At 52.3% G+C, this 22985-nt stretch carries 20 protein-coding genes and 1 tRNA gene; 12 read left to right on the forward strand and 9 right to left on the reverse strand.

Translation table 11 applies throughout. The annotated features are described in order from the left end of the window. Window positions 1-7 precede the first annotated feature (7 nt). Entirely contained in the window at window positions 8-4369 is a 4362-nt protein-coding gene (locus tag IE117_RS23015; RefSeq protein WP_189567817.1) for a CusA/CzcA family heavy metal efflux RND transporter, read from the reverse strand. Between the two features lie 145 nt (window positions 4370-4514). Next, window positions 4515-4901, reverse strand: a complete 387-nt coding sequence (locus IE117_RS23020) for a hypothetical protein (RefSeq protein ID WP_189567819.1) — start codon at window positions 4899-4901, stop codon at window positions 4515-4517. 203 nt (window positions 4902-5104) lie between these two features. On the opposite strand from IE117_RS23020, the gene IE117_RS23025 reads away from it, so the two are divergent. After that, window positions 5105-5503, forward strand: a complete 399-nt coding sequence (locus tag IE117_RS23025) for a ribosomal maturation YjgA family protein (RefSeq protein WP_189567821.1) — start codon at window positions 5105-5107, stop codon at window positions 5501-5503. Between the two features lie 60 nt (window positions 5504-5563). Next, window positions 5564-7630 carry a right-handed parallel beta-helix repeat-containing protein gene (locus IE117_RS23030; RefSeq protein WP_189567822.1) on the forward strand — a complete coding sequence of 689 codons (2067 nt, stop codon included), beginning with the start codon at window positions 5564-5566 and terminating at the stop codon, window positions 7628-7630. Between the two features lie 49 nt (window positions 7631-7679). On the opposite strand, the gene IE117_RS23035 is transcribed toward IE117_RS23030, so the two are convergent. The 3 genes from IE117_RS23035 to IE117_RS23045 form a co-directional block, all read right to left on the reverse strand. After that, window positions 7680-8447, reverse strand: a complete 768-nt coding sequence (locus IE117_RS23035; protein ID WP_189567825.1) for a hypothetical protein — start codon at window positions 8445-8447, stop codon at window positions 7680-7682. Between the two features lie 31 nt (window positions 8448-8478). Beyond that, window positions 8479-9390, reverse strand: a complete 912-nt coding sequence (locus IE117_RS23040; RefSeq protein WP_189567827.1) for a glycoside hydrolase family 16 protein — start codon at window positions 9388-9390, stop codon at window positions 8479-8481. 236 nt (window positions 9391-9626) lie between these two features. After that, a tRNA-Met gene (locus tag IE117_RS23045) sits at window positions 9627-9699 on the reverse strand. A 101-nt stretch (window positions 9700-9800) separates the two neighbouring features. Between IE117_RS23045 and era the strand changes: the two genes are divergently transcribed. Then, window positions 9801-10724, forward strand: coding sequence for a GTPase Era (gene era / locus IE117_RS23050; protein WP_189567829.1), 924 nt, complete (start codon window positions 9801-9803; stop codon window positions 10722-10724). Window positions 10725-10826: 102 nt separating this feature from the next. Then, window positions 10827-12137 (forward strand): ribosome biogenesis GTPase Der, encoded by a 1311-nt coding sequence (der, locus tag IE117_RS23055; protein WP_189567830.1) that lies wholly within the window; start codon window positions 10827-10829, stop codon window positions 12135-12137. On the opposite strand, the gene IE117_RS23060 is transcribed toward der, so the two are convergent. The 3 genes from IE117_RS23060 to IE117_RS23070 form a co-directional block, all read right to left on the reverse strand. Further along, on the reverse strand, window positions 12112-12600 hold the full coding sequence (locus IE117_RS23060) for a (deoxy)nucleoside triphosphate pyrophosphohydrolase (RefSeq protein WP_229581353.1): 489 nt from the start codon (window positions 12598-12600) through the stop codon (window positions 12112-12114). The genes der and IE117_RS23060 overlap by 26 nt on opposite strands. Window positions 12601-12734: 134 nt before the next feature. After that, a complete protein-coding gene (gene ruvB, locus IE117_RS23065) occupies window positions 12735-13760 on the reverse strand; it encodes a Holliday junction branch migration DNA helicase RuvB (RefSeq protein WP_189567834.1) in 1026 nt (341 codons plus the stop codon). 63 nt (window positions 13761-13823) lie between these two features. Further along, window positions 13824-14552, reverse strand: coding sequence for a copper homeostasis protein CutC (locus IE117_RS23070; RefSeq protein WP_189567836.1), 729 nt, complete (start codon window positions 14550-14552; stop codon window positions 13824-13826). A 294-nt stretch (window positions 14553-14846) separates the two neighbouring features. On the opposite strand from IE117_RS23070, the gene IE117_RS23075 reads away from it, so the two are divergent. Continuing rightward, on the forward strand, window positions 14847-15068 hold the full coding sequence (locus tag IE117_RS23075; protein WP_132122348.1) for a DUF2795 domain-containing protein: 222 nt from the start codon (window positions 14847-14849) through the stop codon (window positions 15066-15068). 107 nt (window positions 15069-15175) lie between these two features. On the opposite strand, the gene IE117_RS23080 is transcribed toward IE117_RS23075, so the two are convergent. Next, complete coding sequence (locus IE117_RS23080) at window positions 15176-15634, reverse strand: sterol desaturase family protein (protein WP_229581356.1); 459 nt, start codon at window positions 15632-15634, stop codon at window positions 15176-15178. A 201-nt stretch (window positions 15635-15835) separates the two neighbouring features. On the opposite strand from IE117_RS23080, the gene IE117_RS23085 reads away from it, so the two are divergent. The 7 genes from IE117_RS23085 to IE117_RS23115 all read left to right on the forward strand — a co-directional run bounded on the left by IE117_RS23085 (window position 15836) and on the right by IE117_RS23115 (window position 22944). Next, the gene (locus IE117_RS23085; protein WP_189568093.1) at window positions 15836-16477 is read left to right on the forward strand and encodes an AlbA family DNA-binding domain-containing protein; all 642 of its coding nucleotides are present in this window, start codon (window positions 15836-15838) and stop codon (window positions 16475-16477) included. Window positions 16478-16696: 219 nt separating this feature from the next. Beyond that, the gene (locus tag IE117_RS23090) at window positions 16697-18442 is read left to right on the forward strand and encodes a tetratricopeptide repeat protein (protein ID WP_229581358.1); all 1746 of its coding nucleotides are present in this window, start codon (window positions 16697-16699) and stop codon (window positions 18440-18442) included. Next, window positions 18432-19244, forward strand: a complete 813-nt coding sequence (gene lolB1 / locus IE117_RS23095) for a lipoprotein insertase outer membrane protein LolB1 (RefSeq protein WP_189567847.1) — start codon at window positions 18432-18434, stop codon at window positions 19242-19244. Before IE117_RS23090 ends, lolB1 begins: the two co-directional genes overlap by 11 nt. Window positions 19245-19335: 91 nt before the next feature. Beyond that, a complete protein-coding gene (locus tag IE117_RS23100; protein WP_189567849.1) occupies window positions 19336-20679 on the forward strand; it encodes a murein hydrolase activator EnvC family protein in 1344 nt (447 codons plus the stop codon). A gap of 96 nt (window positions 20680-20775) precedes the next feature. Further along, entirely contained in the window at window positions 20776-21450 is a 675-nt protein-coding gene (locus IE117_RS23105) for an O-methyltransferase (protein ID WP_189567850.1), read from the forward strand. A 26-nt stretch (window positions 21451-21476) separates the two neighbouring features. Beyond that, complete coding sequence (gene panB / locus IE117_RS23110) at window positions 21477-22298, forward strand: 3-methyl-2-oxobutanoate hydroxymethyltransferase (RefSeq protein ID WP_189567852.1); 822 nt, start codon at window positions 21477-21479, stop codon at window positions 22296-22298. 139 nt (window positions 22299-22437) lie between these two features. Then, entirely contained in the window at window positions 22438-22944 is a 507-nt protein-coding gene (locus IE117_RS23115; protein WP_189567854.1) for a hypothetical protein, read from the forward strand. Window positions 22945-22985 lie beyond the last annotated feature (41 nt).

Genomic DNA, 22985 nt, shown 5'->3' on the forward strand with positions numbered 1-22985 from the left:
GAATCAACTATTCGATTCCCATAATCTCCTCGATCCGGATCAGATTAATATCGTACTCCAGAACGCTGTTGAGGTATTCTTCCTGCAACAAATACGCCTGCTGAACGGCGGCAAAAAACTCCACGTAGCCGATCTCCCCGCTGGTGTAGGCGGTCAGCGCGGTTTGGCGGATGAGAGTCGCCTGCGGTAAGGCTACATTTTCGTAATAATCCAGGGTAGCAGCCAGGCTTTGCTGCCGCGTACGGGCGGCTTCCAGCTCTGTGGCGAGTTGCCGGACAGTGTAGTTGAGTTGCGTTTCCTGAATTTGTTGCTGTATGCGTGTAGACTGCACCCTGGCCCTGAGGGCTTTGGTGAAAAGCGGAAAAGATACGCCTACGTGTATGGCACTATAGCCGTAGGTACGCTCGATGGACTGATTCAGTAAACCCAGCCGCCAATCGGGCAGAAAACTCTTTTGTTCCAGCCTGGTCTGAAAGCCGGTATTGGTAATCTGCTGTTTCAAAATATCGATTTGCGGATTGTTTTCCACCGCCACAAGGGCAGCGATCGAATCGCTGACCGGACGTTTCAAGGCAATCAGCGTGTCGATGCGAAGGCTATCCGGAGTTTGGAGCAAAAGACGCAGGGCGGCATAGTGTACCTGACGTTCGCGAAGTGCGTTGCGGAGGCGTTGGCTGAGGTACTGCGCCCGGCTTTGGGCCGTAACTGCCTCCAGCCGATTAGACTCTCCCGTACGGAAACGGACATCGGCTGCTCGGGCCGCTTCTCCGAAAAGTGTGCTTTGCTCGTTCAGCACATCCAGAAGCTTTTGATCGAAAAGCAATTGGTAGTATGTCCGCTTGACTTCATTCGCCAGCCGTACGCGCGTCACGGCCAACTGGTACTGCGCGCTCTGCACGTTTCCTTCGAACACTTCCCGCTGCGCCCTGTACAATCCCGGTGCCGAAAATGACTGAATCGCCGTCACCGTATAATCCAGGGGCCGTGCCTGCGTCTGTCCGTATTGCACATCTACGGCCGTCTTGGGCGGGTTGAACGAAGAAGGCAGCAAAGCCTGCTGCTGCTGAATCCCAAGCTGGTCGGATCTGATCAACAGATTCTGACCCATCGCCTCTTCAATGGATTCGGTAAGAGAAACTACCCGCTGCGCATGAACACGGTTGGAATAGCCACAAAGTGACAAAGCGACAAAGCCACAGAGTATGAGGGGGTAGTTTGGCAGCGCCCCCTTTTTCTCTCCTCCTTTTCGTCCATCCTCCCTTCTTCCCTTTACCAGACTATACAACACCGGCAGTACTACCAGCGTCAGCAGGGTTGCCGTTATCAAGCCGCCGATCACTACCGTTGCTAGCGGTCGCTGCACCTCGGCGCCCGCCGAAGTGGAGAGCGCCATCGGTAAGAAACCCAGCGATGCCACTGAGGCCGTCATGATGACGGGGCGGAAGCGGGCCTGCACACCATGCAAAATCCGGTCGAGGAGGTTTCGGTCTCCTTCTTTTTCCAATTGATTCAAATAACTGATCAAAACGATTCCGTTAAGCACCGCTACCCCAAACAGCGCGATAAAGCCCACGCCTGCCGAAATACTGAACGGCATATCGCGCAGCCACAACGCCCAGATGCCGCCCACTGCCGAGAAAGGAACGGCGGTAAAGATGAGCAAAGCCTCAACCAGCGATCCGAAGGTGAAGTAAAGCAGCACGAAGATCAGGGCCAGGGCCAGCGGCACAGCAATGAGCAGCCGATCGCTGGCCTGTTGCAGGTTCTCAAACGCTCCTCCATAGCTATAGTAGTACCCTTCGGGCAACACGACGCCTTTTTCAATTTTGGCCTGAATTTCCTGCACCACGCTTTGCACGTCGCGATTGAGAACGTTGATGCCGATGGTGATACGGCGCTTGGTATCGTCGCGTGAGATTTGGGCGGGCGCTTCCTGGTAAGTGATTTCGGCTAACTCGCCCAGAGGTACCGCCCCGCCCTGTGGCAGTGATACATACAGGTTACGCAGGTCGGTGAGGTCGGTGCGGTGAGCACTGTCGAGCCTCACTACGAGGTCGAAGCGGCGCTCTCCCTCGAAGACTACGCCCGCCGTTTCACCCGCGAACGATGAGCGAATGAGCTGGTTGATGTCGGCCACGTCGAGATGGTACTGCGCCAGGCGATCGCGGTGGTACACGGCGTTGATCTGTGGCAGACCGACGATGGGTTCGACACGGCAACTAGCCACCCCATCAATGGGCGTGATAAGTGCAGCGGCAGCGTTGGCCCGCTCAAAAAGCAGGTTCAGGTCGTCACCGTATATTTTTACGACCACGTCGGAGCGTGCGCCGGTTATCATTTCGTTGAAGCGCATCTGAATGGGCTGGGTGAATTCAGCCATCACACCCGGTACTTCGCGCTCCAGTACTTCCTTCATCTTTTCGGACATTTCTTCACGACTGCTGGCCGAGGTCCACTCGCTGCGCGGCTTCATGTTGATCATCTGGTCGGTCATTTCAACGGGCATCGGGTCGGTGGGTACTTCCGAGGCCCCAATGCGGCCCACGACCTGGCGGACTTCGGGGAAGTTTCGGAGCAGCGCACGTTCGGCCTTGAGGGAGGCTTGGATGGTTTCGGTCAGGGAAGTTCCCGTGGGCATTCTGAGGTCGATGGCAATGTCGCCCTCATCGAGTTGGGGGATGAACTCGCCGCCCAATGTGCTGAAGAGCCACGCACTTCCTGCCAGAATAACGACCGCCACCACGACGACCGCGACGCGAAAATCCAAAGCCCGCCGCACGATGGGCTCGTAGCCAGCGTACATTTTCCCGACCAGCCGATCCGAAAAGTTGGGCTCATTTTTAATTTTCTTTTTCAAAAACAAAGCCGTAGCTGCCGGAACATAGGTCATGGAAAGTAACAGCGCGCCCACAATAGCGAAGCTGACCGTCATCGCCATCGGCTGGAACATCTTGCCTTCGATTCCTGATAAGGACAGGATGGGAATATAGACGATCAGGATAATGATTTGCCCAAAAACGGCCGATTTCAAAATGCGGGAAGCGTTGGTCTGAACGGTATCGTCCATTTGATCCTGGGTTAGATTATCGCCCGTTTTCCAATGTCCATGCAGATAGTGTAACACTCCTTCAACTACAATCACCGACCCATCCACGACCAGCCCGAAATCGATCGCGCCCAGACTCATCAAATTGGCCGACACACCGAACACATGCATCATCCCGAAGGTAAACAGCATTGCCAGCGGAATCACCGACGCCACGATCAGCCCGGCCCGCCAGTTGCCCAGCAGCAACACCAATACGAATATGACGATCAGCCCGCCTTCCAGCAGGTTTTTCTTGACGGTGCTAATGGCACGGTCGATCAGCTCGGTGCGGTCGATGAACGGCTCGATACGCACGCCTTCGGGCAGCGATTTCTGAATGCGGGCTACGCGGTCCTTCACCAGTTTGATGGTGCGCTCGGCGTCGGCGCCTTTAAGCATCAGCACCACGGCACCCACGGCTTCGCTCTGGCCGTCGCGCGTCATGGCTCCGTAGCGCACGGCGGAGCCGAACTTCACGTCGGCTACGTTGCGCACCAGTAAGGGTACCCCATTGGCAGTTCTGAGCACGATATTACCGATATCGTCCAGGCTTTTTACCGCACCTTCACCGCGGATGAAGAAGGCCTGGCTGCTTTTCTCAAGGTAACTGCCGCCCGTGTTGCCATTGTTGCGCTGCACAGCATCGAAGAGTTCCGCCAGCGTGACGCCCGCCGCGCGCAGCCGCTCGGGGTCGATACTGACCTCATACTGCTTCACATGGCCGCCGAAACTGCTCACTTCCACTACGCCGGGAATACCCGCAAGCTGCCGCTTCACGATCCAGTCCTGCGCGGTACGGAGTTCGGTGAGGTCGTAGCGATCTTCGTAGCCAGGCTGGGGTACGAGGGTGTACTGGTAAATCTCGCCCAGGCCGGTAGTGATAGGGGCCAGGTAGGGCTTGCCAAACTCGGCGGGGATGTTTTGCGATGCCTGCGACAGTTGCTCGCCCACCAGTTGGCGGGCTTTGAGGATGTCCATCGCGTCGTCGAAAACTACGGTGATCACCGATAACCCCAGACGCGAAACGGATCGGATTTCCTCTACGCCTTGCACGTTGGCCAGGCTCAGCTCTACGGGCGTGGTGATGTACTGCTCCATTTCCTGCGCCGCCAGCGCGGGCGATTGTGTGAGTACCACGACCTGGTTGGTGGTAATATCGGGTACGGCGTCGATGGGTAGTTTCGAGAGCGCATACGCTCCCCAGCCGATCAGCCCCAGTACCAACATTCCGACGATAAGCTTGTGGCGTACGCTGAAACGAATGATGGATTCAAATGACATTTTGTAAGGTATTGTGCTGCGCGCCGGGCATTCCACAAAGCGGAATGCTTACCATTGCGGTACACAGACGAAGATTTTAGAAAGAAAATTGGATAGGGAGAAACAAGCTATTCTCCGTTTAGCGCATAGTTGCGCCGTAGGCAGCCTATAATTTAGGCGGATTGAGCAGGATGCTCTTAAACTGGAATGAGTATAGGTTATTCCAGAAGAAATTTTTCAGACGCGAAAAAACGGCTGTCTTGACGTCAGCTACTTCCAGAACAAGCAGGGTGGGCAAATATAGGAGTACCGAAGCATGAAGATTCAGGCAGGGTAGTTTGCTGTGATCTTCCGTGCCTTTGTGCTCCGACCCCGCCCCGTAATGCATTTGCAGGAAAGTCAGAAAGCTGATATCGCCATCGGCTTTCTGTAAATGAAGCTGATAGTGTTGCACCAAATCAGGGAGCTTGGCCAGTTCGTGCCAACCATTGCCCGGCAGCAGGCTGCCGATCAAGAGGTTAAAAGACAGGAAACAGACGAGGAAACTCTTCATAACTCCAAAATGGACGAACTCATGAGGCCTTAACGACCAAAACTATTCAATTAATTCTACGGGTTGGTAGTTTGTAAAAAATTTAGAATTATTACAAATAGTTTTGGGAAGGATTGAATCATAAAGAGTACCTGCCGGCAGGACGCAGTCGGTCAAGGGCGCTCGTAAATAAGCAGGAACTAGGTAAATCAAAAATGTCCAGTATGCTACGCTTCAACTCAAAATATTTTTTATTCACGATAATCTTATTTTTAGTTGAAGTTTGTATTGCCTTATTCGTCCACGATAGCTTTGTCCGGCCGTTCTTCGGCGATTTTTTAGTAGTAATTCTCGTTTACTGCTTCATCAAATCGTTTCTGGATATTTCAATCGTGGCGGCCTCAATTGTGGCGCTGTTGTTTTCGTATTTTGTGGAAACGCTGCAGTACTTGAACATTGTCGAAATACTGGGGCTTCAGAATTCGAACCTGGCAAGGACGGTCATTGGTACTTCTTTCGCTTGGGAGGATATCGTGGCTTACACGCTTGGGATCGTTTTTATCTTTTTTCTGGAGAGGAAACTAGCTAGCCCCAATTCCACTCATCGCCAGCCCGAAATATAATCCGGGATGAGCCCTCACAACTTTAAGGTACACCAGCCCATTTTTTCGTCTTAATGGGTAATGAGACATTACACAAATTTTTTCTATCTGGTCGGCTTACTAGTGTTAGCAGTAGCCATTTTTCCTCCAACCTCGGCGGGCCAAAACTTCGCGCATCCCGGGATCAACCAGACCAGGGCCGATTTGGACTATATGAAGGCGCAGGTACTGAAAGGCCAGGAACCTTATAAGAGTGCCTTCGAGCGGCTTAAAGCGGAAACCGACCTTGAATTTGTGGTCACGCCTTATGCCCACGTGCTGCGAGGTCCCTACGGCAAGCCCAACATTGGAGGGAACGACCTTTCCAAAGGAGCGCAAATGGCCTACAATTGCGCCGTGGTTTGGTACATCACCGGCGATAAAGCTTATGCCAACAAGGCTATTGAAATTCTGGATGCCTGGTCGTCGACATTGTGGGATTTCGATTACAACGACGCGAAATTACTAGCCGCCTGGACAGGTCATGTACTTTGCAATGCCGCCGAAATACTACGCTACACGCCTTCGGGCTGGCAGCAAAAGGGCGTAGACCAGTTTACGCACCTGATGATGACGGTGTACTACCCGCTGTTGCGGTACTATTTTCCGCAAGCCAATGGCAACTGGGATGGGGCGATCATTCATTCCATTTTAGCCATTGCCGTTTTTACCGACAATCGGCCTTTGTTCAATCAGGCCATGGATCACCTTTTACACGGGCCCGTAAACGGAAGTTTGTTCAAATACATCTACCCCAGCGGACAATGTCAGGAAACGGCGCGCGATCAGGCCCATGTTCAACTGGGGCTAGGGGAATTTGCCGGCGCTGCTCAAATCGCCTTTACGCAAGGAGTGGACGTCTTCTCGATGGCCGATCACCGTCTGGCCCTGGGGTATGAGTACACCGCGAAGTTTCTGCTTGGCGAGCCGCCGCATTCTTACGGGGAGATTTCGCAGCGCGCCAAAACGCTGCGGGACGATTACGAGTATATCTACCAGCACTATTCAGCCCGGGGAATCGAGCTACCCTATACCAAGATGGCTGCCGACTCGGTCCGTCCAAAGGCTTCCCGCTCTATCCTCACCTCCGTTCGCAAACCGCTGGATAAGATAGTTAGTAAACCGGCTGGGCCTACCATGAGTACGATTGGGTACATCGCGGGCGCCATAACTACCCCTGCTGCCAAAATTCCCGCTGATGCCCTGCGGGTGCAGCCGGGAGGTTCTATTCAGGACGCATTGGATACCGCAGCGGGCAGTGGCCGCTGGGTAGTGGCGACGGCGGGTTTGCACACGTTGCCAACTACGCTCAAAATCCCGAGCGGGGTGACGCTGGCGGGTGAAGGGATCGAAACCATGCTTTTCCTCGACCCAAACTCCGACGAAAGGGATGCCATTGTAGGGGCGAGCGACGACTTGCAAGACGTCACGCTCCGGGATTTTGTGCTGGAAGGTGCCACCAAGGCTGAGGTAGGGAGTGACCCCAACACCCGCCGTTCGTTCCGTAGTACGGCCAAGCGCGGGGGCGTCCTGTTTATTTCCCCGCAGCGGGGTGGAATGAAAAACCTCAATTTCATCAATCTCACCGTCCAGAATTGTACGTACAACGGCGTGTTCGTGAGTGGTGCTTCCAATGTATCGGTCACGGACTGCGACTTCACGGAGAATGGCTCGTACGTGGTGCCGGGGCCAAAATTGCAGCACAACTTACTCCTGACTTATTGCGACAAGGTTTCTATTAAGGGTAGTCGACTGGATACCTCGCCCTTCGGAAGCGGCCTTTCGCTGAGTCACTGCCGGGATGTCGAGGTTACCGATACCGAAATAGCCCGCAACGGGTATTACGGCGTCCTGATCGCCGAATCGGAAAACGTAATGGTCGAGAAGAGCCTGATCGAAGCCAACGACCGCAGCGGCGTGATGATGGAGTTTCTGGACAAAGGTTCGAGCCAGATAACGGTTCGGAGCAACCGGATTCAGTATAATAACGGATTCGGGGTAGAGTCGTATGCTACCAAAGACGGGACGGTAAAAAGCAATGTATACGAAGGAAATGGCTTGGCCGGGCAGGAAAAAATCAGTCCTGAAAGGCGGGTTATTATGGAGTAGTTGGCACTTTTACGATTTTTGACCTCCGAGCTTATGGATTAACTTTATACTATAAGTCAAATTTACCTACAAAGCTTGGATCATTTCCTTCAGCCGGATAGTGATAGTAAATTACAAACATCTTCGTTTTGGTGGGTATGCCTTTGGTGTTAGTGTTATTAATCCGAGTATTTTTACGCAAACATTCCAAAAGGCGTTGGGCAAGTTCTGCGTTATTAAATTCCTGAAGCGCCGTTATTTTTTTGATAGACAAATCTTCGCTTACGTCTATTTCGTAAACAGCAAACCTGCGTTGATTTTCATAACCCTTTATGTTTTCATCGCAGCCACCCAAACTAAATAAGGTCAAATGATAGGGATTGAAAGAATCCAAATTCTTTTTTTTTATAAAATCCAGCGTCGCTAGTTTCAGCTCAATACTCTTTTTGTCATTACTGGCGGCCTTAGGATGCTGGATGGGATCAAAGCGATCGAGCTGTTGGCTGCCTGAACACGGCCCGAAACCGGGAATTCCCTTTTGGTCCAACTTGGCAAAAACCAGCCAGGTGGAGCCTTCCGGTAGCGAAAACGCGCAAGAAGTGTTAGCCATAGTGTTTATTTTCAGAGTTGGGGTACCTTTACCCTTATACAGGTTCAGTTGCTCAATTTCTACGTTGAGATAGCTGTCACTCTCGGGATCGGGCGTCGCTTTCATTATTCTCACCAAAGCCACGTAGCCAGAACTTTGGTAGTTCTCAGCAAGAATAGGGTAAGAACAATGACAGCCCGATGCCTGAAAGGACCAGAGTGCGAAAAACAGACCTAGTATTTTTTTCATAATATAGAATTGTTTACGAAGTGGGGAACAATTATTTCTCGTTGCCTTTTTCCTTCATCGGTTCGTAAGACATCCAGTCTACTTCCAGCTCATAGCGGTCGCGCGGTTTTTCAATTGAATTGGGGTTGGTCTCGACCGACCAGTTGTTGGTGTGCCAAAAGTTCATCCGGTAGCGAGAATGGTTTTGCGGGATTCCCAACTGCGATCCCTGATAATCCCACAGTACTATTTTGTTTCCCGTAGTCGGGTGGAGCATCCACCAGCGCAGGCGGTCGGGGTACCAGTCGAAACCGTAGGTGTAAAAGCGGGCCGATGCATCGTAGTCTTCGAGGGCGACGATGTTTTCGGGTTGGTTCTGGCTTCCGGTCAGCGGGGTGGGCTGGCCATCGTGCCTCACTTTATGGATTGTGTAGAGGATATCGCCTTTGGCCAGATTGATCGTACGGCCAATCCGAACCAAAGAATCCCGTTGCCCCGTCCAGGTACCGACATAGATGATCTCCGGGTCAGCAATAAGCCATTCGAAATCTATCTCACTCAATCCGGGAATGCTATCGACATGGTAAGTGAAGTACCCCACGACCGCCCCGGCGTTGGGCTGAATTTTTCTAACGTCTGGAATTTTGAGCCGGGCAGAGTACGTTCCGAAATGGGTGAAGTCTTTTGAAATGATTTCTGGACCTTTTCCCGCTCCTGCCACCTCGCCGGGGTCTAGTTTGAGCGAAAGTACCTTCGTCCTAGGCTCCGAGGGCGAGGCTATCGCAGTCTTCCATTTAAAATCAGCCTTACTTCCGGCGGAGCCATACCGGAAATTTTCGAGCGGCGTATCGTTGAATTCTTCCCGGAAAGAGCCGTGTGTCTTTTCTTCCTGAGCGTTACCATTCAGGCTCCCTAGGCTAACCGAAGCAATCAAAAAGATCTTTTTTATACTGCTTCCAGTCATGGATGAATTCTTTTGGATGTATGCTTGGTTTCTGATTCTCAATGTAAGCAAGAACCTGGGAAAACAAAACAAGGCCGCCATTTTTTGATGGCGACCTTGTTTATTGCAGCGGGAGAGAGATAGCCGGGATCGCCCGCCCGGTCGAACCCGCGGCTTTTGGGTTATGAAGCTTTTTAGGTTGGCTGCATGGGTAAAAACAAAAAAGCCCTCAGATTTCTCTGAGAGCTTTTTCTTCGTAGCGGGAGCTGGACTCGAACCAGCGACCTTTGGGTTATGAGCCCAACGAGCTACCAACTGCTCCATCCCGCGCCATTGAATCGGAGTGCAAATATGGGAGGAAATTTTATAAAAAACAACTACCTTTGCAAAATATTATTTAAACCTCTGGTATTCAATATACCTGATCATCTATGTCAGAAATTACTTCTGAAGCTACGCCGGTTGACTTCCGGGCGGGCTTCGTCAGCATTGTCGGTCGGCCCAATGTGGGCAAGTCTACCCTGATGAACGTTCTGGTAGGCGAAAAGCTTTCCATCATCACTTCCAAGGCGCAAACTACCCGCCACCGCATCATGGGTATCCTGAATGGGACCCACGAAGGAACACCCTTCCAAATGGTGTATTCCGACACGCCTGGCGTGGTCACGCCGGCTTACAAGCTGCATGATTCCATGATGACCTTTGTGAAAGGCTCACTGGAAGATGCCGATGTAGTACTTTTTGTGGTCGAGGTGGGCGAAAAGGTTGTGGGGCACGAGGTAGTTCCGTTGCTAAGGCGTACGGATTCTCCCGTGGTACTGGTTTTGAACAAAATCGACCTGTCCGATGAGGAGACGGTGAAAGCCAAAACTGCCGAGTGGGAAGAGGCCATTCATCCTGCCGCCATCATCCCGATTTCGGCTTTGCTGAACGCCAACGTCGCGACGCTCTTCCATAACCTGATCACCCGGCTGCCGCATCATCCACCTTATTTCGCCCAGGACGAACTTACCGACAAGCCGGAGCGTTTCTTCGCTTCCGAAATTGTCCGCGAAAAGATTTTCCTCAACTACCGTCAGGAAATACCGTACAGCAGTGAGGTGGTGGTAACGGAATTCAAGGAGAAAGACGATATCATCGTCATCCGGGCAGAGATCATGGTGGAGCGAAAGAGCCAGAAAGGGATCCTGATCGGCGACAAAGGCTCCATGATCAAGATTGTCGGGACGCAGGCCCGGCAGGATATGGAAGCATTCTTCGGCAAGAAAGTCTTCCTGGAAACTTTTGTAAAAGTGGAACCCAACTGGCGCAGCAAAGACGACAAGCTACGGCAGTTTGGATACAACGAATCTTAATTTTGAATTGGTGAACGTCGGAATAACTGATAGCTGGCGAAAGCCCTATCGCCGGGCGATCCCGTCACCAATTCTGACATTCCATAATTCCGACATTATAATATGGCAAATATAGTATCAATAGTAGGGCGCCCCAATGTGGGCAAATCTACCCTTTTTAACCGCCTGATCGAAGAACGCAAGGCGATCATGGACAACGAGAGCGGCGTGACCCGCGACCGCCACTACGGCCACGCCCAATGGACGGGACACTACTTCACCGTCATCGACACAGGGGGCTATGTGGTGGGTTCAGAGGATATCTTCGAGGGGGCCATCCGCGATCAGGTAGAGCTGGCCATCGAGGAATCGTCGGTGGTACTTTTTATGGTGGACACGATGGCCGGGCTGACCGAACTTGACAAGGAATTTGCCAATGTGCTGCGCCGCTACAAGAAGCCCGTGCTGATGGTGGCCAACAAAGCCGAATCGCTCGAACGCTACCATTCTTCGGCGGAATTCTACGAGTTAGGGCTGGGCGAGGGGATTTTTCCTATTTCATCCCAGACCGGATATGGTACCGGTGATCTGCTGGACGAAGTCGTAAAGTACTTCGACGTGCAGGGGGTCGAGAACCCCGAGGAGGGCATTCCCCGTATCGCTATTGTGGGCCGTCCCAACGTAGGGAAATCCTCTTTCCTGAATGTTTTGACAGGAACGGAGCGTAGTATCGTGACTAACATTGCGGGTACTACGCGTGACGCCATCCACACGCCCTACAAGGCTTTTGGCCGGGAATATATCCTGATCGATACCGCCGGAATGCGCCGGAAGTCACGGGTGAAGGAGGATATTGAGTTTTACTCTACCATCCGCTCCGTCAAGGCCATGGAGGAATCGGACGTTTGTATCGTAATGCTGGACGCCCAAAACGGTTTGGAAGGCCAGGACATGACGCTCATCGGTCAGGCCGACAAAGCCAAGAAAGGCATCGTGATTATGGTCAATAAGTGGGATGCGGTGGAGAAAGAATCTAAAACTGCCGACCATTTGCAGAAGGCTATGCTCGAGCGCCTGGCTCCGATGAACTACATGCCGATCATCTTCGCGTCGGTACTTGAAAAGCAACGGATTTTTCAGGTGATGGAGAAGACAATGGAGGTTTATGAGAACAAGCACCGCAAAATCACGACTTCCAAGCTCAATGAAGTGATGCAACAGGTGATCGCCAACTACCCGCCGCCCGCTTTCAAAGGCAAGCACATCAAGATCAAGTACATGATCCAGTTGCCTACTCCCTCACCGACATTCGTGTTTTTCTGCAACCACCCCAAGTACATCAAGGAGCCCTACGTTCGCTACCTCGAAAACCGGATGCGTGAGCATTTTGACTTTACCGGCGTACCGCTTACGTTGTTTTTCCGGGAAAAATAGAGAAAGGTTGCGGCTGGCGACGAGTCAGCCGCAATTTAGGCTGGCTGCGCTTGTCGTCAAGATATTTGAAGTAGTTTGCCAACACGTCCCGGTCGGCCTCGGCCCAATCCAGTTCAGGAAGTTCGCCAGGCGAGAGCCAGAGAATTTGCTCGTGTTCAGTCAGGATAATTTCCTCGGAAGTCAACTCGCAGACGAAAGGTACCAGCCGAATGGTACGCCAGATGTCATCGCGGTCGGTGACAGGCAGCTTTTCGCCAATGCGGATTTCCACACACAGTTCTTCCCTGATTTCGCGGATCAGCCCTTCTTCTTCGGTTTCATCGGCTTCCAGCTTGCCGCCGGGAAATTCCCATTTCATGGGCAGTGAACCACCCGCGCTACGCTGCGCGGCCAGCACTCTTCCGTTGCGCTCGATGATGGCGCAGGGCACGCGCACGAGTGGTTTCAATACGATGTCCGACACTGGCATTTTCCCTTTAATTGATTTTAGGCTGCAAAGGTACGATAAGTGTACGTTACGATAACGTTAAGAATTAAAGGGATATTGGAGGGACAAAGCGACATGGCTATTGCAGAGCAAATTTCCTGAACTACCAACTAAAAAAGTTCTCCCGTCCGGTGCCGGGGCAGAATGCCCAAGTGGCGATAAGCCATTTCGGTGGCTTCGCGGCCGCGGGCCGTGCGCTTAAGGTACCCTTCCTGGATCAGAAACGGCTCATAAACTTCCTCGATGGTTTCTGCTTCCTCGCTGCAGGCCGTGGCAATGGTTGATAATCCGACCGGGCCACCCTTGAACTTTTCGATGATGGTAGTCAGGATGCGATTGTCCATTTCGTCCAGGCCATTTTGGTCCACGTCCAGAGCGGTAAGAGCCATTTCGGCGATAGCTACCGTGATGTGGCCCTTGCCCTTTACCTGAGCGAAGTCACGGGTGCGGCGCAGTAGGTTGTTGGCGATGCGGGGTGTTCCCCGGCTGCGGCGGGCTAGTTCGTAGGCTGCCTCATCGTCGATGGGTGAACCGAGCAGATCTGACGAACGCAGCACGATGGTCGTTAGCAGTTTGGCATCGTAGTATTCCAGCCGGGCATTGATGCCGAAACGGGCACGCAGCGGCGAGGTGAGTAGTCCGGCGCGGGTAGTGGCGCCCACAAGCGTGAACGGATTCAGGCCGATCTGTACCGAGCGGGCGTTCGGACCACTGTCCAGCATAATGTCGATCTTGTAATCCTCCATTGCGGAGTAGAGGTATTCCTCCACAATCGGGTTGAGGCGGTGGATCTCATCGATGAACAGCACGTCGTGGGGCTGTAGGTTGGTGAGCAGCCCGGCCAGGTCGCTGGGTTTGTCCATCACCGGGCCGGAAGTTACCTTAATATTAGCCCCAAGTTCATTGGCTACAATGTGCGAGAGCGTCGTTTTTCCCAAGCCCGGCGGGCCGTGCAACAGTACGTGATCCAGGGCGTCGCCGCGCTGTTTGGCCGCTTTCACGAATATTTTCAGGTTTTCCAGAATTTTCTCCTGACCCGTGAAATCATCAAACGACAGCGGCCGCAGCGCCCTCTCTATTTCCTTTTCGGTACTGGACAAGCTTTCGCCCTCCCCGCTCATGTATTCTTTTCGCATGGCATTTTTTAACTATTCTTAAAACCCAAAAATACGGCTTTTTAGCGGGAAAATAGCGGCTCTTCAGCTAACCAGCCGCACCACCGCCGCCACCCGTTCGGGGTCGGAGAAAAGGACGCTCCGTTCATCGGGAATCTCGCCCGCCATCGAAATCTCCGCCGGAAAGTAGGTCTGCCGGCCGGGTCGAAAAGCTTTCCCCGTCAGGTGGAGCGCGTTTACGCCCGCAGCGGCCAATTGCGCAGCGCTGGCCGACGATACACCGCCGCCCGCCATGATCTCAATTCTGCCATTGGCCTGCTTCACCAATTCTGTCAGCAAGGCTGCCCCCTGCGGGGCAGTTGGCTTTTGGCCGGAAGTCAGAATGCGCTCGCAACCCGTTTCAATAACCGATTCAAGGGCACTGAACGGATCGGGGGTCAGGTCAAAGGCGCGGTGGAACGTCACGCCGAGCGGCTGAGCGTACTGTACAAGCTCACGTGTACGAGCTACATCGACTTTACCATCCGGTAATGAAACGCCCAGCACCAGACCGTCGGCCCCCAGGGATTTGGCGATATCGATGTCGCGGCGCATGACGTCCATTTCCGATTCGTCATAGACGAAGTCACCGCCCCGGGGACGGATCATTACGTACAGGTCGATTTGTATGTTTTCGCGTACCGCTGCGATCAGGCCCGCGCTGGGTGTGGTGCCGCCTTCGCCCAGGCCACCGCACAGCTCCACGCGGTCGGCTCCGGCCTGCTGGGCATTGAGGCAGGATTCTAAAGAATAGGCACAGACTTCGACTTTCATGATTGTTTTGTTATTTTTCTCCGCAATGCCAGTCCTGTAAACAGGACTTTCGATTAGTTTCTAAATCCGTTTTATCGCAAAAATAAATCCTTGTCTACAAAACGAGTCATAGTCAGGTTTATAAATGAAGTAGACATATAGTTGTAAATCAGGCACTTGTGCGCCCATAAAAAATAAATTAATAAGAACAAGAATTTTTTCTAAAAAAACCTGTTAAAAATTACCGGAAGATGCAGAATTTCATACTTTTGCACTCCAAAAAATGAACTGAACACTAAATTTGAATTTGACATTATGTACTGGACATTAGAACTGGCATCCTATTTAGAAGATGCGCCCTGGCCAGCTACCAAGGACGAACTCATCGATTTTGCCATTCGTACCGGAGCGCCGCTGGAGGTTGTGGAAAACCTGCAGGAACTCGAAGACGATGGGCAGCCCTATGAAAGCATCGAGGAGATTTGGCCCGATTACCCTACCAAGGAAGACTTCTTTTTTAACGAGGACGAATACTGACGTGGCTGTTGGTTAACAGCTATTGACTGTCGGCTTGGGTTTGTCCATAAGCCGAGCGTCTTCTTGATTTATATCTTTTGATAAAAAGACGCCCAGTGGCGTCTTTTTCATTTTACCTCTTCCGACCTTCTCGCCTTGCTCATGGCCTTAGCTTCGTATTTCTTCGGGGCGTAGAGGAACCCGAAGGCTTCTGCGCCTTCCCGCTCGTGCACTTTATGGTGAATGTAATGCGCCTTCATGATCCGCTTCATGTAGGTACTTCGTGGCTGGTACTTGGTTTTGATACGGCGATGAACGATTACGTCGTGGAAGACGAAATAGGCCACCCCGTACAGCGAGATGCCGAAGCCGATCCACATCAGGAATCGCAGGGAATCCACTTCCGACCCCAGCACGATTAGCAGCGTGGCCGTAATGCCGAAAATGATACCGAACCAGTCATTGCGCTCCCACCAGTGCTTGTGTGGTGCGTGGTGCGACTCATGCCAGCGCCACATGACGCCGTGCATAATGTACTTGTGCGTAAACCAGGCGAAACCTTCCATAAACACAAAGGTTGCCAGCATTAGTAATATATTGAAAAACAAATTCATACGTTCTGTTAAAAAATCAAAAAATACCTCAGCCCCTTTTCAGGGGAACGGGATTCCCCTGAAAAACATTTTGAAGTGAAGAAATGTTGAGAAAAAAATGGGGTTAACTGTTTTTTTAAAACACAAAAGTACCTACTTTTAGAAAACCTAACTTCCATCCAATTCCCACGAATGATGGACCTACGAACACTCCGGGAATTAGTCCGGCAGGGCGAGGGTGACTACCTGGAATTTAAGCTTAAATCCAGTCATCCCGAGAAAATTGTCCGAGAAATAGTGGCCTTCGCCAACTCCGGGGGCGGCAAACTGCTCGTCGGCATTGGCGACGACAAAAGCATCAAGGGCCTTAAATACGCCGACGAGGACGAATACATCCTGGAACGAGCCATTCAGAAGTACTGTACGCCTGAAATCCCTTATCGTATCGAGCGCGTGCCGCTCACCGACGAGCGCGACGTCCTGGTGTTCCACATCAGCCGTAGTGCCGATAAGCCTCACGCTGTGCTGGATGCCTTGGGAAAAAAGAAAACCTACGTGCGGGTAAAGGACAAATCAGTGCAGGCAAGTCCCGAACTTCGCGAGATCATGCGCCGTACCCGTCGTAGCCGCGACATCCGCTTCAACTACGGCGAGAAGGAAAAGAAACTGATGCAGTTGCTCGACGCTCAACAGAGCGTTACTGTGGATTCTTTCGCTACTTCGGTCGGTATCCCCCGGAATATGGCCTCGCGGACACTGATTCTGCTGGTGCTGGCCAATGTGCTGGAAGTGCATCCCGGCGAAATCCGTGATCAGTTCACGATGGCGATGATGTAGGAGGCTGCTTAGTCGCGTGCGAAATGAATGCCTGTGCGTTTTCCGTGATGTAAGCGGCACTTGGTTCAAGTATCACTGAGGTTGTAGTGTCCCCTTCTAGTTTCCATTCGCCCGAATGGCAATAAACTCCCACATTTTTAGTTATTTTTGGAAGGCAAAGGCGATATTTACCGGCCTCAAAGCGATACTTCCCTCAAAACCGGATGCAACTCCACTTTTATGTTTTATAAAATAGTAAAAACCTTCGTGGGTGCGGCAATGCTGGCGTGGACGCTGGGTGTGATGCCTTGCGAGGCCCAAAAGCGCAAGCGTGATAAAGATAAGGAAACGCCGGAAAAGGACATCGCGACCCGCCTGGAAGACGAGGGGACGGCTATCGAGGGCATGAAGTATATGATGATGGACGAGCCGTCACGGGCGCTTCCTGTCTTCGAAAAGCTGGTAGACATGAGCCCGAACGATCCGGCAAGCCATTTTATGCTGGCCTCGGCCCTGCTGAAACTCGACCGCGCCGCCGAAGCCTTGCCCCACGCCAAGCTGGCTTATGAAGCGGAACCCGAAAACGCGTATTACATCGAACAGCTATCGGAGGTTTTTACCAAACAGAAAAAATACGGTGAGGCTGCCAAGTTGTTCGAAGTTCTGGTAAAGAAAGACCCTTCCAGTATTCCTTACGGCGTGGAACTGGCGGCCATGTACATTTTCAGTGATCAGTTTGACAAGGCCATCGACACCTACGACCGTCTGGAAAAGGCCGTGGGCGTCACCGAAGAAATCACGCATCAGAAGCAGCAGCTTTACCTGCGCGACAACAAAATAGATAAGGCTATCGAAGAGGCCCAGAAACTGATCGCTGCCGAACCCGCCGAGCTCACTTACCGGTTAGAACTGGCCGAACTACTCATGGCCAACGACCTTATCGACGAAGCCGTGGCCCCGCTGGAAGAGGCGCTACGCCTCAATCCCGACGAGGCGCAGGCCCATGTGCTACTGGCCGATATCTACCGCCGAAAGGGTGATGTCGAGAAAACCAACCGTGAGTTGCAGGTAGTTTTTGCCAATCCCAACCTTGATGCCGAACCCAAAGTACGTGTGCTGACGGGCTACCTGACCATGCTGAAAACTGACAAAGACCGCGACGATGCCGTGAATCTGGCGAAGCAGTTGGTCGAGACGCACCCCAATGAAGCCCGCTCGTACGTGCTATACGGCGATTTGCTGGTGAAGCAAGGCAAGAAAGCTGAGGCCCGTGATACGTATGTAAAGGCTGCGCGTATCAACAGCTCCATCTATGAAGTCTGGGGAGCGGTTCTGCAACTGGACGGTGAACTCAATCAGGTGGACAGCCTGCTGGCGCACTCCGAGCTGGCGCTGGAAATGTTTCCCAATCAGGGCATGATCTGGTATTCCAATGGCTCGGCGCAACTGATGAAGCGCAACTACAAGCGGGCCGTGTCGTCGCTGGAAGAAAGCCGCCGCCTGATCGACAACCCAGAAATGAAGTTGCTCATCAACGCCCAGCTCGGCGATGCCTACAATGGCCTGAAAGACAACGAAAAGTCGGACGCGGCCTATGAGCTGGTGTTGAAGGACGATCCCGATAACGATCACGTGCTCAACAATTACAGCTACTTCCTGTCGCTGCGTAAGGAAAAATTGGAACTGGCGCAGCAGATGTCGGAGCGCCTGGTACTGAAAAATCCTGACGATCCCACTTTTCTGGATACTCACGCCTGGGTACTTTACGTGCGGAAAGACTACAAGAAAGCCAAACAGATTTTGGAAAAAGCCGTGCAGGCTCCACAAGGTGTGAGTGGCACCATTGTAGAACACTATGGCGACGTGCTTTTTCAGCTCGGCGAACGTGAAAAGGCCGTTGAGCAGTGGAACAAAGCCAAGAAAATGGGGGAAACCAGCGATCAGTTAGAAAAGAAAATTGCCACCGGCACGCTGCATGAACAGTAAAATCCTCTGGCTGCTGGCGTTCGCAGTTCTCGGTCTGTCGTCTTGCAAGAACCGTAAAAACAAAGCCATCCCCGGCACCGAATCCACCCAGCCCGATTCGCTGACCGCCGGTCTGGTACCTTTCGATGAGCGCAAGGGTACTTTCGAGATTCAGGAAATCGACTTCGATTACCTGACTGCCAAATCGAAGTTTTCTTTCAAAAGCAGCAAACAGGACATTGACAACGCCAACATCAACCTGCGCGTTAAGAAAGACAGCCTGATCTGGTTTTCAGTAACGGCGATGGGCTTTGAAGTAGCACGGGGCCTTATTTCGCCGCAGGAAATTGTGGTTCTGGACAAATTCCACAAAGACTACTTCCAGTTCAGCTACCCGCAGTTGAGCCGCCAGTTTAAGTTTGACCTCAGCTACGCGCTGCTGCAATCTTTGCTCACCGGCAATCTGCCCTTCCCGCGTCAGCCCGGCCAGAATCTCTACCGTTCCGGCGATGCGATCCTGCTCCGCCAGAACGCTGGACCCATCACCGTGAATAGCTATATAGGCGAAAGTGACCGCAAACTGGAGCGGGTGAAAGCCGTGGACCCTCTATCCCAAAACACGCTGTCGCTGGACTACACTGACTTCAAGCAACTCGAAAAGTACCTCTTCCCTTTCGCCGGTCTGATCGTTTTAAACACAAAACCAGCTCCCGACCAGCCGTTCGTCCAAACCGAAATCCGTCTTGAACATAGCCGCGTGGATCTGACTAAGGACAATCCCGGTTTTCCCTTTTCGATTCCGGATAGCTACGAACGGAAGTAAAGGGGGCGGGCTAAAAACCATAACTCTGCTTACCTTTGCGGAATAAAAGGGGTACGTCCCAACGGCGGGGCCGTCCTTACGTGACAATTCTATGCGTTTTCAAAGGATATTGTATAAAAATCTGGTTTGTCTTCTCCTGCTGACGTTTGGCTACGTTGCGCCCCTTATGGCTCAGAAAAGCCGCCAGCAGCTCGAAAAAGAAAAACAGGAGAACGCTCAGAAGATCAAAAGCATCCAGAGCATCCTGAACAAAACGGCTTCCGAGAAGAAAGTCAGTGTGGGGCAGCTGCAGGCTATCAATCAGCAGGTGACCACCCAGAAAAAACAGATCAACCTACTGTCAGACGATCTGCGCCTGCTCGATTCGGAACTGAAAAGTCTGGAAAAAGCCCGCCGCGAACTGGCTAACGATCTGGCCAAGCTCAAAAAAGAGTACGGACAGATGATTTACGAAGCCGCCAAGCGCAATACGTATCTCAGTCAATTGGTATTCCTGTTTTCGGCAGAAAACTTCAACCAGCTGGTGCTGCGGTACAAGTACCTCCAGCAATATACCGAAGCCCGGCAGGGCCAAGTAAGGCAAATGGAAAAAGTGCAGCAGGAACTCGTCGCCAAGCGGCAGCGGATTACCGCCAAGCAGCAACAGCAAAAAACCGTACTGGCCTCGCGGGTGGAGGAAGCGCAGAAACTCACCGTCCTGCAAGCCAAACAGGATGAGGTAGTTAAAGAGCTCTCCCAAAAAGAAGCCCAACTCCGTGCCGAACTCGTGGCCAATCGCCGCGCCGCCGCCACGCTGGAAGCCAACCTCCGCCGACTGATCGAGCGCGAAATGCGTGAACGTGCCGAACGGGAGCGCCGCGAGCGGCTGGCCCGCGAGAAAGCGGAACGCGAACGTCTGGCCCGCGAAAAAGCCAAACGCGAAGAGGCTATTGCAGCAGGTGAAGTACCCCCGCCCGCCGCGGAGCCTGCCAAACCTGCAGAACCCGTCAATGCGGGCGGTATGACGGATGAGGAAGTCAAACTAGCCTCATCGTTTAAGGCATCGCAGGCGCGGCTGCCGTGGCCCGCCCGGGGGTTTGTGTCGGATCACTTCGGGCGCAAGGAGCATCCTGTGCTACGCGGCGTGATCGTCGACAATCTTGGAATCGATATTCAGACTGCCGCCAACGAGCCCGTGCGGTCGGTTTATGATGGTACTGTACTGGACGTAACCGCAATGCCGGGCATGAACAACGTCATCGCCATTCAGCACGGGGAATATATGACGGTATACGCCAAGTTGGCTAGCGTATCGGTGCGAGCCGGGCAGAAAGTGAAAGCGCGTGAGAGCATCGGTACGGTCGCTGCCGACGGCGAAGGCACATCTTCGTTGCAATTTCAGGTTTGGAAAAACACTACCCGCCTGAATCCCGAACAGTGGCTTTTGCGACGCTGACCTCATGGCAACGGCCAACCGTCCCTGTACCCTGTCTGGGGAGGCGCGCAATGTCTGGAATTTGATTAATTCGAAAACCTAATCCCTACTTCACTCATGAATCCTGACATCTTTACAAAAGTCGATGAGTACATCGGAAACCTGCTGGGCCAGGAGGATGCGGTGCTGAAAGAAACGATTCGATCGCTCGACCAGGCCGGAATGCCGCAAATCAGTGTGTCGGCCAATCAGGGAAAATTCTTGCAAGTACTGCTTATTCTGGGGAATGTGAAGACTGTCCTGGAACTGGGCACGCTGGGTGGATACAGCACGATTTGGCTGGCGCGTGCCTTGCCGGAAGATGGCAAAATAATCACGCTGGAAATCGATGAACATCATGCCGAGGTGGCGCGGCAGAATATCGCGAAAGCAGGACTTACTGAAAAAGTGGAGGTAAGGGTCGGAAAGGCAATGGATATTCTGTCGCAGATGCAGTCGGAGGGCGAAGGACCGTTCGATATGATTTTTGTCGATGCTGACAAGCCGCCCTACGCCGAGTACTTTCAACACGCCCTCGCTCTTTCAAAACCGGGGACACTCATCATTTGCGATAATGTGATTCGACAAGGAAAAGTACTGGATGCCGACAGTGGTGACGAACGCGTACAGGGCGTGCAGCGTTTGAATCAACTACTGGCCGAAACACCGCAGGTCACCGCGACGATATTGCAAACCATCGGGGCTAAAGACTACGATGGTATGGCCATTGCAGTCGTCAATCGGACGAACTGATATTTTCATCCTTCAATCAAGAAAAAATGTCCGTTAACAGAGCCACCGATATCAAGCGCGTCACGACGCATATCATTCAGGAAATGAAAACGCGGGGGGAGAAAATCTCCTGTCTCACCGCTTACGACTACTCAATGGGTGGCATCGTGGACGCCGCCGGGGTAGAGCTGATTCTGGTGGGTGATTCGGCCTCCAACGTCATGGCGGGCCACGAAACTACTCTGCCCATCACGCTGGATCAGATGATCTACCACGCTGCCTCGGTGGTGCGGGCCGTCAGCCGGGCGCTGGTGGTGGTAGATTTGCCGTTTGGCTCGTACCAGGGCAATTCGGAAGAAGCCCTGCGGTCGGCGATTCGGATCATGAAAGAATCCGGTGCCCACGCCGTAAAACTGGAAGGCGGGCTGGAAGTGAAGGAATCCATCATGCGTATCCTGAGCGCGGGTGTCCCGGTCATGGGGCATCTGGGTTTGACGCCACAGTCTATCTATAAATTCGGTACTTACACGGTGCGGGCCAAGGAAGAGGAGGAAGCCCAAAAGTTGCTGGATGATGCCAAACTACTGGACGAAATCGGCTGCTTTGCCGTAGTGCTGGAAAAAATCCCGGCGGCGCTGACGAAACAAGCCTCCGAAAGCATCACCATTCCTACGATTGGTATCGGAGCTGGTCCCCACGCCGATGGGCAAATTCTGGTGTTGCATGATATGTTGGGCATCAACAAGGAATTCAAGCCGCGTTTTCTGCGTCGTTACGCTGACTTGGACTCGATTATGCACGATGCTATCGCGCAATATGTGAAGGATGTGAAGAGTGAGTCGTTTCCGAATGAGAAGGAGTCGTATTGATTTCGGGGTTTGTAATTTTCTTTGAGAATTACGAAAACCTTAGGTAAATTATCAGGCATAGAAATATTTAATACAAAACAAATTTGCAGAGCACGAGTAAGGTCAAAAGGTTTTAACAATCACCTAAACGCTTAACAGAATGAAAAAGCAACTTATCATTTTTGCATTTACTCTGTGTATTGCTTGCAAACACGATTCTCCGAGTGTTCAACCTGTACTTGCTCCCGATGCTGCCAAAGTCATAGCAGGCACATACACGGCTAACATATTTCGTATTCCTGATATAAAGTCCTATCCCATCAATGGCAAGACGATCACATTACACATAGAGCGAATTTCACCTGACACAGTACGAGTTAGAGTGCAAGCTCCTGCTAACGGCTTCTACTCTCCTGCCAGAGACACAACCTATAATAAAGTCTATGTGCTTACAAAGCCACAAGGGTACTATTTAACGTTGGAAACAGATGCAACCCAACCGAACAATCAGTTAGGAAGCGAACTTGTTTTTGCGCCACCTTTTCCACCTGATAGCTCACCGAATTGGGCTTCTTACATTTTCCCTCCCCCAAGTTATACGAGTGGTACGTCAGAATTACCAAATTATGTAGCTCGTGTATCGGTTGAGTTTAAAAAAACCAATTGAAATATTTTTCACTATGGGCTGTGGGACACAGCCCACGGAGC

Origin of the sequence: Persicitalea jodogahamensis, assembly GCF_014651615.1 — a bacterium.
Lineage (GTDB): Bacteria > Bacteroidota > Bacteroidia > Cytophagales > Spirosomataceae > Persicitalea > Persicitalea jodogahamensis.